The organism is Haemophilus parainfluenzae (assembly GCF_014931395.1).
Classification (GTDB): Bacteria; Pseudomonadota; Gammaproteobacteria; order Enterobacterales; family Pasteurellaceae; genus Haemophilus_D.
Genome location: NZ_CP063120.1, coordinates 1,992,224 through 2,004,579 on the forward strand (window position 1 = coordinate 1,992,224; position 12,356 = coordinate 2,004,579).

Annotated in this window: 11 protein-coding genes; 4 read left to right on the forward strand and 7 right to left on the reverse strand. The window is 37.9% G+C overall.

Features of this window, described 5'->3' with window-relative positions; all coding sequences use genetic code 11:
- Together glgP and malQ are read right to left on the reverse strand one after the other, a co-directional pair.
- Positions 1–2,268, reverse strand: coding sequence for a glycogen/starch/alpha-glucan family phosphorylase (gene glgP / locus INP94_RS09890; protein ID WP_197543517.1), 2,268 nt, complete (start codon positions 2,266–2,268; stop codon positions 1–3).
- Positions 2,268–3,773 (reverse strand): 4-alpha-glucanotransferase, encoded by a 1,506-nt coding sequence (gene malQ / locus INP94_RS09895; protein ID WP_197543518.1) that lies wholly within the window; start codon positions 3,771–3,773, stop codon positions 2,268–2,270. Before malQ ends, glgP begins: the two co-directional genes overlap by 1 nt.
- Before the next feature lie 192 nt (positions 3,774–3,965).
- On the opposite strand from malQ, the gene INP94_RS09900 reads away from it, so the two are divergent.
- Positions 3,966–4,679: a GntR family transcriptional regulator gene (locus INP94_RS09900; protein WP_178410566.1), complete on the forward strand. Its 714-nt coding sequence runs from the start codon at positions 3,966–3,968 to the stop codon at positions 4,677–4,679.
- 78 nt (positions 4,680–4,757) lie between these two features.
- Here the strand turns inward: INP94_RS09900 and tehA are convergent, their stop codons facing one another.
- Both tehA and serS read right to left on the reverse strand, forming a co-directional pair.
- Positions 4,758–5,702: a dicarboxylate transporter/tellurite-resistance protein TehA gene (tehA, locus tag INP94_RS09905; protein WP_197543519.1), complete on the reverse strand. Its 945-nt coding sequence runs from the start codon at positions 5,700–5,702 to the stop codon at positions 4,758–4,760.
- Between the two features lie 157 nt (positions 5,703–5,859).
- The gene (gene serS, locus INP94_RS09910; RefSeq protein ID WP_197543520.1) at positions 5,860–7,149 is read right to left on the reverse strand and encodes a serine--tRNA ligase; all 1,290 of its coding nucleotides are present in this window, start codon (positions 7,147–7,149) and stop codon (positions 5,860–5,862) included.
- A 239-nt stretch (positions 7,150–7,388) separates the two neighbouring features.
- Between serS and INP94_RS09915 the strand changes: the two genes are divergently transcribed.
- On the forward strand, positions 7,389–7,607 hold the full coding sequence (locus INP94_RS09915) for an HP1242/YdcH family protein (RefSeq protein WP_005698801.1): 219 nt from the start codon (positions 7,389–7,391) through the stop codon (positions 7,605–7,607).
- A 52-nt stretch (positions 7,608–7,659) separates the two neighbouring features.
- Here INP94_RS09915 and INP94_RS09920 read toward each other — a convergent pair whose 3' ends face one another.
- Both INP94_RS09920 and INP94_RS09925 read right to left on the reverse strand, forming a co-directional pair.
- A complete protein-coding gene (locus INP94_RS09920; protein WP_197543521.1) occupies positions 7,660–8,538 on the reverse strand; it encodes a DMT family transporter in 879 nt (292 codons plus the stop codon).
- Complete coding sequence (locus INP94_RS09925) at positions 8,538–9,338, reverse strand: HI_1241 family integral membrane domain (RefSeq protein WP_014065614.1); 801 nt, start codon at positions 9,336–9,338, stop codon at positions 8,538–8,540. The genes INP94_RS09920 and INP94_RS09925 overlap by 1 nt, the downstream gene beginning before the upstream one ends.
- Positions 9,339–9,471: 133 nt before the next feature.
- On the opposite strand from INP94_RS09925, the gene INP94_RS09930 reads away from it, so the two are divergent.
- Both INP94_RS09930 and proA read left to right on the forward strand, forming a co-directional pair.
- Positions 9,472–10,134, forward strand: coding sequence for a trimeric intracellular cation channel family protein (locus tag INP94_RS09930; RefSeq protein WP_111315437.1), 663 nt, complete (start codon positions 9,472–9,474; stop codon positions 10,132–10,134).
- A 15-nt stretch (positions 10,135–10,149) separates the two neighbouring features.
- Complete coding sequence (gene proA / locus INP94_RS09935) at positions 10,150–11,403, forward strand: glutamate-5-semialdehyde dehydrogenase (protein ID WP_197543522.1); 1,254 nt, start codon at positions 10,150–10,152, stop codon at positions 11,401–11,403.
- Between the two features lie 66 nt (positions 11,404–11,469).
- On the opposite strand, the gene INP94_RS09940 is transcribed toward proA, so the two are convergent.
- On the reverse strand, positions 11,470–12,318 hold the full coding sequence (locus tag INP94_RS09940) for a DUF808 domain-containing protein (RefSeq protein ID WP_005695749.1): 849 nt from the start codon (positions 12,316–12,318) through the stop codon (positions 11,470–11,472).
- Positions 12,319–12,356 lie beyond the last annotated feature (38 nt).

The following is a 12,356-nucleotide window of genomic DNA, read 5'->3' on the forward strand; positions in this document are numbered from 1 at the left end:
TTAGCCCTCACAATGCCAAATGTCTGCATTATATTGAGCGATCGTGCGGTCAGATGAGAAGAAGCCCGCTTTTGCGATATTGTGAACGACTTTCTCATTCCAACTATCTTGATCTTCATAATCGGCTAAGATTTGTTCTTTCGCTTCAACATAAGCATTAAAGTCAATTAACGTCATAAACCAGTCTTTATTCAATAATTCGTTATAAAGACGTTCTAAACGTGTTTTATTGCCTAATTTCACTACTGCAGGATTCAGAATAAAATCGACCGCTCTTTTAATCTCTTTGTCGTTTTCATAATACTCTTTTGAAACATAACCTGCTGTTTCATAAAGTTTAATAATGCTTTCTGAATCTTTACCGAATGTATAGATATTTTCAGCACCGGCTAATTCTGCAATTTCAACATTAGCCCCATCCATTGTGCCTAAGGTTAATGCACCATTAAGCATAAATTTCATATTACCTGTACCAGAAGCTTCTTTAGAGGCAAGTGAAATCTGCTCAGAAATATCGGTTGCTGGAATGAGTTTTTCTGCTACGCTCACATTATAGTTTTCCACCAAATGTACGTTTAAATACTTATTCACTTCAGGATCATTATTGATTAACTCAGATAAACAAAGAATTAAGTGAATAATATCCTGAGCAATAATATAAGCAGGTGCTGCTTTTCCACCGAAAATCACGGTAATTTTACGTTTTGGTAATTTACCGGCTTTAATTTCTAAGTATTTGTGAATTACATAAAGCGCATTCATTTGTTGGCGTTTGTATTCATGGAAACGCTTAATTTGCGTATCAATGATAGAATTTTCATCTAACTCAATACCTTTATTTTCTTTAAGGTATGCTTTTAGTGCTAATTTGTTTTCAAACTTAATTTTCGCTAATTGTTGATGAACCTTTTTGTCATCTTTAAAGGCTAACAATTTCTCTAATTTCGTTGCATCATGCAAATATTCATCGCCAATCAATTCTTTAATATAAGCCGCTAATGGTTGGTTAGAAAACTCTAACCAACGACGGAAAGTAATGCCGTTTGTCTTATTATTGAATTTTTCAGGATACAACGCATAGAACGTTTTAAGTTCTGAATTTTTCAAAATCTCCGTATGTAACGCCGCCACACCATTCACAGAATTTGAAAAGTGAATATCCATATGTGCCATATGCACTCGTTTTTGTTTATCAATAATTTGTACTGCTGGATCTTTATATTCTGCACGCACTAATTTATCTAATTTCTTAATGATCACCACTAAATGTGGCACCACTTCATCTAAATAATCTAGCGGCCATTTTTCTAATGCTTCAGCCAAAATGGTATGGTTGGTATAGCCCACCATATTACGTACGATTTCAACCGCTTCAGCAAACTTAATTTTATGTTTTTTGGTTAATAAGCGAATTAATTCAGGAATCACCATTGAAGGGTGTGTATCATTGATCTGTACATACGCATAATCGGCTAAATCATGTAAGTTACTACCACGCGCAATCGCTTCATCAATTAATAATTGTGCCGCATTTGATACCATGAAGTATTGTTGATAAATACGTAATAATTCCCCGTTTTTATCTGAATCATCTGGGTAAAGGAATAAAGTCAGATTTTCTTCAATCGCAGTTTTATCAAACTCGATACCTTTTTTAATCAGTTTAGGATTCACTGATTGAATATCAAACAAATTGAGATAGTTCTTCGTATCTTTCTTATAACCTAAAATATCAATACGATCTAATTTAGAGGTTAATGTAAATTTCTTAAATGGTACTTCATAGCTAATATCTGTTGGAATTAACCAAGAGTTATCCTCAATCCAATCATTAGGCTCGGCATGTTGTTCATTCTTTTTAAAGACTTGTTTGAACAACCCATAATGATAATTTAAACCCACCCCTTCTGCATTTAAGCCAAGGGTAGACATTGAATCAATAAAACAAGAAGCCAAACGCCCTAAACCACCATTTCCTAAAGACGGTTCTGGCTCAATATCTTCAATATGGCTTAATGATTTACCCACACTTTCTAATTCCGCTTTGATATCTTGATACACACCAAGGTTAATCAAGTTATTAGAAAGTAATTTGCCGATTAAAAACTCAGCAGAGATATAGTAAACCTTACGTTTACCTGTATTTTTAGGTTTATCTGCTGAGAGTGTTTTTACGTAATTTAATAATTGAATATAAGTTTCTTTATCGCTTAATTGTTCAAGCGATTTATTGGTTTCGTTTTTTACAAAGGTACTAAATTTCATCATTATTTTTCCTGATTCGCACGTTGATATAACGTGGTCATTTTTGCTAAAAAGTCTTTTTTATCTTGCGTTAAATCTGATTGCTGCATTCTCCATTGCCAGTTTCCACCAATTGTTGAAGGCACGTTCATTCTTGAACTGGCTGGCAAATCTAAAACATCTTGCATTGTGGCTATCGCGGTATTGCTAACGGTTGCAAAAAGCTGACGAATCATCGCTTGGCAAATCGATTCATCCTCATGGCGATGCGTATAATCATTGATATATTGCTGCTGTTGTTCAGTCAGGCTGTTATACCAACCATTGGTCACATCGTTATCATGTGTACCGGTATAAACAATGGAATGCGGGATGCAATAATGCGGGCTATCTAAGCTTTCTCCGCTAACATCTTCAAAGCCAAATTGCAGAATCTTCATGCCAGGATAGTTACAGTCTGTAAGCAATTTTCTGGCTTTGTCATCAATATTACCTAAATCTTCGGCAATAATCGGTAAATCGCCTAGTTGCTCTTTAACGGCTTTAAATAAGTCATAACCTGGACCTGGCTGCCAGCTACCATCTTTAGCCACCTCTGCTTTTCCGTCTACTTGCCAATAATCAGAGAAACCTTTGAAATGGTCGATACGTAGTACATCATAAATTTTGAAGCTTTCTTCAATGCGGTGAATCCACCAAGCGTAGCCTTGTTTTTTATGTTCTTCCCAAGCGTAAAGCGGATTGCCCCAAAGTTGTCCTGTTGCACTGAATTGATCGGCTGGGACCCCCGCGACAAAAAGCGGATTGCGTTCTTCATCTAATTGGAAGAGTTCTGGTTTTGTCCAAACCTCTACGCTATCTGCAGCCACGTAAATCGGCATATCACCGATGATCTGAATGCCTTTTTGATTTGCGTAATTTTTTAATTCAGTCCATTGTTTGAAGAAGAAATATTGCGTCACTTTAAAGTACTGAATTTGCTCCGCTAACATGGTGCGATATTTTTCCAATGCACTTGGATCTCGAGCCACAGCTTTTTTATCATCCCATTTTTGCAATGCTTGATTGCCAAAATGCTCTTTAATTGCCATAAACTCAGCAAAATCATCCAACCATAAACGATTGCTTTTCTCGAAGTGTTTGAAATCAGTTTGGAATGATTGATTCTCTAAAAAATTTTTCACGGCTGTTTCTAAAATCGGACGGCGCGCGTAGAAGATACGTTCATAATCCACGCTAGTTGGATCATCACCAAAATTGACCGAAGCATAATCCGATTCTTTCAACAAGCCCATTTGGGTTAATAAATCAAAATCAATAAGATGAGTATTACCTGCAACCGCAGAGAAAGATTGATAAGGAGAATCACCATAACTGGTGGTAGTGAGTGGAAGAATTTGCCAATAAGTTTGTTTGGTTTCAACTAAAAAATCGACAAAATCATAAGCGGATTGCCCAAAACTACCAATCCCAAATGCATTTGGTAGTGAGGTAATGTGCATAAGAACACCACTTGAACGAGTAAGCATAATATCTCCTTTAGGACGTCATCATTTTTCGCTTATTCTAACCTAAACATATTTTAATGCAACAACATATACGTAAAAGTTTAAAACATTTTCGTAAAAGATTGGTTTTTATTAAAATTTATACGTATAACATTAAGGATTTTATGATATGCTATTAACACATTTATGGAGCGGCTGATAAAAGGATAAGAAATGAGCAAGTACAAGCAGGTCTATAACGAGATAAAAAGCCAAATTAATAATGGTAATTTAGCACCATTGCAAGAACTCCCGAGTGAAAATGAACTCATGCAAAGCTATGGTTTTTCCAAAGATACTATTCGAAAAGCGCTTTCTTTACTTGAAATCGATGGTTATATTCAAAAGCAACAAGGCAGAAATTCGATTGTTTTAAAACATGATTTATCTAAACCACAAATGCTTTCCGAAATTAAAACCGTCAGCGAATTAAATAGTGCCTCAACACATCAAGTAAAAACCACATTAACCAGCTTGTATATTGTGCAAGGTGAAGAAGAGCTGATGCATATTTTTAATGTCGACGATCAGATCGATTTCTACCGTATTGCTCGCCTCCGTGAAATTGATGGCGAAGCCGTTGAATATGAGGTTTCTTATTTTGATCGCCGCATCGTGCCTTTTATTAGCCGAGAAATCGCTGAACACTCTATTTATCACTATTTGGAAAACGAATTAAAATTAAAAATTAGTCACTCACAACGAAAAATTGTCTTTCGCTATGCAAACGAAGAAGAAAAAAAGGCAATTGATCTTGGTGAGTATGACATGGTTGTGAATGTGACGAGTACCACTTATTTGGCGGATGGTCGACCGTTTCAATATGGGAGTATTAGCTATCGACCAGATAAAATTGCATTTACATCAACAGCAAAACGACATGTCTAGTTTTTGTAAATGATAGGTTGTTATTTAAAAAATTCATAAAAAAAGTGCGGTCATTTTTAACCGCACTTCTTTATTAAATTACTTTAACAAAAATTGTCCTTTTAAAATTTTTCCTAATGTCATCAGCACCAAACCGCTCATCATCAAGTTAGCAAAGATAAATGCTCCGTTTGCCAATCCGCTCAGTACGTTATGATGAACAAAAGAAGCGGCCCCATTCGCTAAAGAAGCTAATCCGAATGAAAAAGCCCAGAAGCTGATATTCAGCCCTTTTTCACTAATCCAAGGGAACAGACGAATTAAAAAGAACATTTGTAAAAAACCGTATCCCCATAAGAGTTTAACGAAAAGATCGATCTCTCCCCCATTAAGCGATAAGTAAGCCGACGAGCCTACAAATGCTGGTGCAAGAATGATCCCCATTGTTGGACGAAATTGTGGTTCTATCTGCAACACGCGTAAACGTTGGAATAACACCGGTTCATAAATAATCCAAGCAATCATCCCTGCACCTAAGAACAAATAGCCTAAATCTTGATAGCCTAACAAGGCTAATGATGAGGCACTGGTAAAGTTAGTGGCCACAGAGGGCAAATAAAAAGGTGGCAGTGTCGATTTTTCCTCAAATGTGCCATCTTTCCATAACGCACTAATTCGCACTGAAGCAAACAATAATTGCCCAATTGTCCCGATCCAAATTAATCCCTCACCAATAAGAGGAAACCAACGATACAGAACATCACCGCTTAACATCGTTGTAATCGGTATTAAGGCAATAAACGAAAAACGTATCGGACAACAATATTCATCTCGTACTTCGTGAGAGAAATAAATCATTTTATAAATATAGAGCAAGACGAAAAGTGCCCATACTGAAACAGACGTTATGCCAATAATATCACTCACATTTCGAGAAAAAGAGAGCGTATCGCCCATATGCAACCAGGCTAAAGATAAAGCGCTTAAACCTAATGGAATCGCAAAATACCCTGTTGGTAACGGAAATGGTCGTTTATCAGTCATTATTATTCTCCTAAAAATTGATACTTTATAAGATTACCTCTAAATGCATGAATATTGATGTGGATTTATCTCAAAGACTAGAATAAAAATCTCATTTCTCAAAATGAAAGAAAGGGCTAATAAACATTAGCCCTAAATTGAATTTATATATTTTTGATTATTTGCAAATCACTTCTAATCCGCCCATGTAAGGACGTAATACTTCTGGCACCGTAATTGAGCCGTCTGCATTTTGATAGTTCTCAAGCACGGCCACTAAAGTACGACCGACTGCTAAACCAGAACCATTTAATGTGTGTACTAAGCGAGTTTTTTTATCCCCTTTCGCTTTGCAACGTGCTTGCATACGACGAGCTTGGAAATCCCACATATTTGAGCAAGAAGAAATCTCACGATAAGTATTTTGTGCAGGCACCCACACTTCTAAGTCGTAAGTTTTGCAAGAACCAAAGCCCATATCACCGGTACAAAGTAAGACTTTACGATATGGTAGATTTAAAAGTTGTAATACTTTTTCTGCATGACCGGTTAATTCTTCAAGCGCTTCCATAGATTTATCTGGATCCACGATCTGTACCATTTCGACTTTATCGAATTGGTGCATACGAATTAAACCACGGGTATCACGACCATAAGATCCTGCTTCAGAACGGAAACATGGTGTATGTGCGGTCATTTTGATTGGCAATTCTGCTTCATCAATAATCACATCACGTACAAGGTTAGTCACTGGCACTTCCGCTGTTGGAATTAATGCGTAAGGTTGCTCACCTTCTAACGCTAAAGTATGGAATAAATCTTCACCAAATTTGGGTAATTGGCCTGTACCATAAAGGGTCGCATGGTTAACTAAATAAGGCACATAGGCTTCCAAATAGCCATGTTGTTCGGTATGAAGATCTAACATGAATTGTGCTAATGCGCGGTGCATTTTAGCAATTTGACCTTTCATTACCGCAAAACGCGCACCCGCTAATTTAGCCCCTGCAGCAAAATCTAATCCATTGGCATCTTCACCTAATGACACGTGATCTTTGATCTCAAAATCAAAGGTACGCGGTGTACCCCAACGTAAAATTTCTTTATTTTCAGTATCATCTTTACCTAATGGCACTTCATCTGCTGGAAGGTTTGGAATGCTTAATGCGATTTGATTGATTTCGGCTAACACCGCATCAAGTTGGGTTTTCGCTTCATTAAGCTGTTCGCCCATATTATCTACTTCAGCCAATAATGGTGCAATGTCCTCACCACGTGCTTTTGCCGCACCAATAGCTTTAGAACGCGCATTACGCTCTGCTTGTAATGTTTCAGTTTTTACTTGTAAATCTTTGCGTTGCTCTTCTAATGCGGTAAGTTTTTCCGTATCAAGAATAAAGTTACGTTTTACTTTTAATTTTTCTGCTACTTCAGCCAGATTATTACGGAGTAAATTTGGATCGATCATTGGAATTCCCTATTTTTCATTATGAAACAGATACCTTTATTCTAGCGTGCTTTGAGCAAATAAACCAGTTAAAACCCTGATTTTTCTTTAATTAACCACTTCAAAAAACATTCAATTTTGTGACCGCACTTTGCCATAATTTAATTTTGTGATCTCTGTCAAATTCTGAGAATGAGGCACTAGAAACAGCAAAAAAAAGTTCTATAATGAAAATGAACGTTAACCAAGAGGAGTAACCTATGTTTCCTGAATTTCGCGATTTAATCACTAATCTCAAAAATAAAGATGCTTATTTCGATCGCTTGTTTGAAAAGCACAATGCATTAGACCAAGAGATCAAAAATAAGATTGATAACATAGAACTCGCTACTCATACGGAAATTGAGAACTTGAAAAAAGAAAAATTACGGATTAAAGACGAGCTCTATCAATACTTGAAAAAGAAAGCAGCTGAGTAATTTGGTTTAATGTGAAGACAAAGTGCGGTGAAATTTACCGCACTTTTTTGTTTTAAGCGGTTTTGTTTTTTTGAGAGCCAAGATAAATCGCCACTAATGTCAGCACTGCCCCCGCCCATTGCCAATGATTGATGGGCTTATCCAAGCCAAAATAATCAATCACAAGTGCCACCACCGGCTCAGAAAGAAGCAATAAACCGGTTAAACCTAACGATAAATAAGGGATTGTATACGCAATCATGCCCCAGGCGACACATTGCATCACTGCACCATAAATGAACACCAATCCCCAATCTCTGAAGGTGGTTGGATAAAGATTATCAGAATTAAAAATTAGAGAAGGAATAATTAAGACAAGCGCACCACTTAAACTCAAAATAAACATTAACGAAAATAAAGCGGTGGGTTCTTCTTCGTGTACTTTTTTAATCATAATCATTGAAGCGGCAAGCATGCTTGCAGAAATGAGCCCAATGATAATGCCGTACATACCGTCAAAATTATGTTGTAACTCTTCCCCAGAGATTAAGACAACACCTGCAACAGCTAAGAAAAGGCTTAACATTTGTAATTTCGTTTGGCGTTCACCAAAGAAAAAATAGCCAATTGCGGCCAAAAAGAAAATCTGCAAGCTATTCAGCAACGTTGAAATGCCCGGCCCTACCGCATATACACTTTCATGCCAAAAGGATAAATCAAAGGCTAAAAAAATTCCGGCTAATGCGGCATATATCATTGCTTTACGACTTCTCGGAAAACGCTGTCTTTTTAATTTCATTAAGAACCAGAAAATAAAAGAGGCAATGAGTAAGCGCCAGAACGCAATGGCATAACCACCCACTGGCACAAACTTAACAATTAGGCTTCCCAAACCGAATAGCACGCAGCCCAAGACTAGCATCGGAGCGGCGTAAGATTTTATTTTATCCATTAAATAAACATCGCCCAGACAGCCAAACTCGCCGCCATAAAGAACAAAATGAGTAAGCTGTTATAGCTGAGTTTCCATTTATTCACACTATGTAAAAGCAGAATGCCCGCTATCACTAAGTGAAGCAGAAAATAAATGCCATATGCAAAAACAACGGCAGAACTGACCGCACTTACACCTTGATAAATAATAAAAATCAGTACTGCCAACGCATTCAGTGCAAGCAGTAAAATCATCAATAATGGCAGTAATGCTATAAAACCTTGTAAACGATTACGAGAAACAGACAAACATAAATTCGCTAACAATACGCCCATTAAAGCTTGTGCCAGTGGGTTATATTGCATGAAATTGGGTGTTGGATTGCCGAAGAAAATCATCAAATAAGCAATTACACCAAATCCACTCACCAAAGATGACATTAAGAGAAAACCGCGGCGAGCGACTTCATCTTTAGGTTGTTTCCATACTGCATATACGGCAGATAATCCAGATAAGCTAACAATATCAGTTATCACGTAATGATGTGGTGAGGCCAGGCTCATCCCTAACCAAATGAACCAATAAAGCGCAAAACAGACATTTGCTTTGATTAAACGTCCACGCTGCCCAGGGCAAATTTCCCCTTTAATAAAAGCAACCAAACAAAGCAATTGGGCAATCAGCACACCAAAGGCTAAATGGGGAATCAGTTTTTCAGCAAGTTGCAAAGCTTCTACAAAAAACTCGATCATTAATAGCAACCCAATTGGTAATAGTGCAAGAAATGCGGCCAAGGGTTTGGATTGTTCTTCTGACATAAAATTCTCGATTAGAAAAAGAAGACGTCATTATGCCAAAATTTATGGCTTTTTTTAATGGCTTTCGTGCATTTTGGCTCATTCCCTTTTAAAATAAGCAAAATGATAACCGCACTTTAGGAACCACAAAAAAATGCTATTAAGCGTACTTTATATTATTGGAATTACCGCCGAAGGAATTACTGGCGCATTAGCCGCTGGACGAGAAAAAATGGATATTTTCGGGGTAATTATTATTGCCTGTGTAACGGCGATTGGCGGTGGTACAGTACGCGATGTATTACTAGGTCACTACCCTGTTGGCTGGGTTAAACATCCTGAATATTTCATTATGGTGGCTGGTGCAGCTGTATTAACGGTTTTTATCGCACCTTTCATCAAACATTTCATGCGCTACTTCCGCACGATTTTCTTGGTGTTAGATGCCTTAGGATTAATCGTGTATTCCATTATCGGTGCGCAGATTGCCATTGATATGGGTTATGGCTTTACCGTGACATCCATTGCTGCAACCGTGACAGGTGCATTTGGTGGTGTATTACGTGATTTACTTTGTAACCGCATTCCCCTTGTATTCCAAAAAGAACTTTATGCTAGCGTGTCATTCTTCTCCGCGGCTATGTATATGGCATTCCAACACATTCAATTAGATCATACATTTACAATTTTACTGACTTTATTCAGCGGTTTTTCATTGCGTTTACTTGCTGTTCGATTTGGCTGGGGACTACCCGTTTTCGATTTCCAAGAGCAAGAAGATGAAACTCATGATAAATTACCGAAGAAAACGAAATAATTAAAAGGAATAATTATGTTAGAACAAATGGGCAAACAGGCCAAAGATGCGGCCTTTATTTTAGCGCAGTTAAACACCACTGAAAAAAATCATGCGCTCAGTATTATTGCAGATCAATTAGAACAACAAGCGGATCGTATTCTTGCTGCAAACCAAAAAGATATCGAAATTGCGAAACTAAATGGCTTATCTGAAGCCTTAATTGACCGTCTCTTATTAACCAAAGATCGCCTAAAAGGCATTGCGAATGATGTGCGCCATGTGATTTCGCTCGCCGATCCAGTGGGGAAAATTATTGATGGTGGCACCTTAGATAGCGGATTAAAGATCGAACGAGTCCGTACTCCACTTGGCGTGATTGGTACCATTTACGAAGCGCGTCCAAATGTCACCATTGATGTGGCGAGCCTTTGCTTAAAAACCGGTAATGCCGTGATTTTACGTGGTGGAAAAGAAACGCAACATTCCAACCAAATTTTAGTAGAAGTGGTACAAAATGCCCTTGAACAAGCTGGACTACCACGCCATGCAGTCCAAGCCATTACCGATCCGAATCGTGAACTTGTGATGCAACTGCTTAAATTGGATCGTTATGTGGATATGATTATTCCTCGTGGCGGTGCAGGTTTACATGAACTTTGTAAACAACATTCAACCATTCCAGTGATTGTCGGTGGTGTGGGCGTTTGTCATCTTTTTGTGGAAGAAAGTGCTGACCAAGAAAAAGCCCTAACGGTAATTGCTAATGCAAAATGCCAGCGTCCAAGCACATGTAATACGCTGGAAACACTTTTAGTTCAGCGCTCGATTGCTGATGCTTTCCTACCAAAACTCGTGAAATATTTAGCCGAGAAAAAAGTAAAATTCCATGCAAAATCGACCGCACTTTCTATTCTTCAAGCTGCAAATGTCGATGTGCAAGAAGTGACTGAACAAGCGCTACGCCAAGAATGGGGCTCACTCGATCTCAATGTCGTGGTGGTTGAAGATATGGATGCGGCAATTGCTCACATTCGTGAATATGGCACACAACATTCAGAAAGTATCTTGACGGAAAATCAACGACTAGCCACGCAATTTATCAATCAAGTAGATGCGGCAGCCGTGTATGTTAATGCAAGTACTCGATTCACCGATGGCGGACAATTTGGTTTAGGTGCAGAAGTGGCGGTAAGTACCCAAAAACTTCACGCACGTGGCCCAATGGGATTAGAAGCCTTAACCAGTTATAAATGGGTCTGTGTCGGCGATTACACTTCTCGTAAATAATCTATTTCGCCCATAAAAAAACCGCACCTTGAAACAATCAAAGTGCGGTTATTTTTTATCTCGTTTTTAGTGTTTGCCAAATAATTTCATCGCGGGTAATACAATCGCACAAGCAATCGCGCCTACGATCACACCCACGACTAACGTCGCTACATTACCTAATAAGCCATCAGCTAATTGATAATCAGCGAGCAAATGATGAATGAAATCCACATTATGTACGAAAATACCGCCACCGACTAAGAACATCGCAAGCGTACCGATAAAACTAAGTGAACGCATAAATTTTGGCATAATCACTAAAATTGCATTACCGATTGACTTCGCCACACCACCTTTTTTGATAAGGTATAAACCGAAATCATCCGCTCTAACAATCAATGCGACCAAGCCATAAACAAAAATAGTAATTCCGATACCCACTATTGAAAGAGAAATGATGCGAGTGAGCAAGCTCGCTTCGGTTAATTCGCCCAATGCAATAATAATAATTTCAGCAGAAAGAATAAAATCCGTACGAATTGCCCCTTTAATTTTAGCGGCTTCATTAAAGGTTGTTTTTTCTTCGTGCTCTTCATGGGCAATAAATTTATGCAGAATTTTCTCTACACCTTCAAAACACAAATATGCCCCACCTATCATCAAAAGTGGCACGATCAACCAAGGTAAAAATGCAGAAAGCAGTAAAGCAATTGGAATTAAAATGACTTTATTGACTAAGGATCCTTTGGTGACAGCCCAAACAATGGGTAATTCACGATCGGAAGATGCCCCTGTTACCTGATTAGCATTTAAGGCTAAGTCATCACCTACTACACCAACGGTTTTCTTGGCTGCTATTTTGGTCATCAAGGCGACATCATCAAGAATCGATGCTATGTCATCAATAAGAGTAAAAAGAGAGCTAAACGCCATATTTTTTCCTTTATAAAGTTAAAATTTAGAGAAATGAG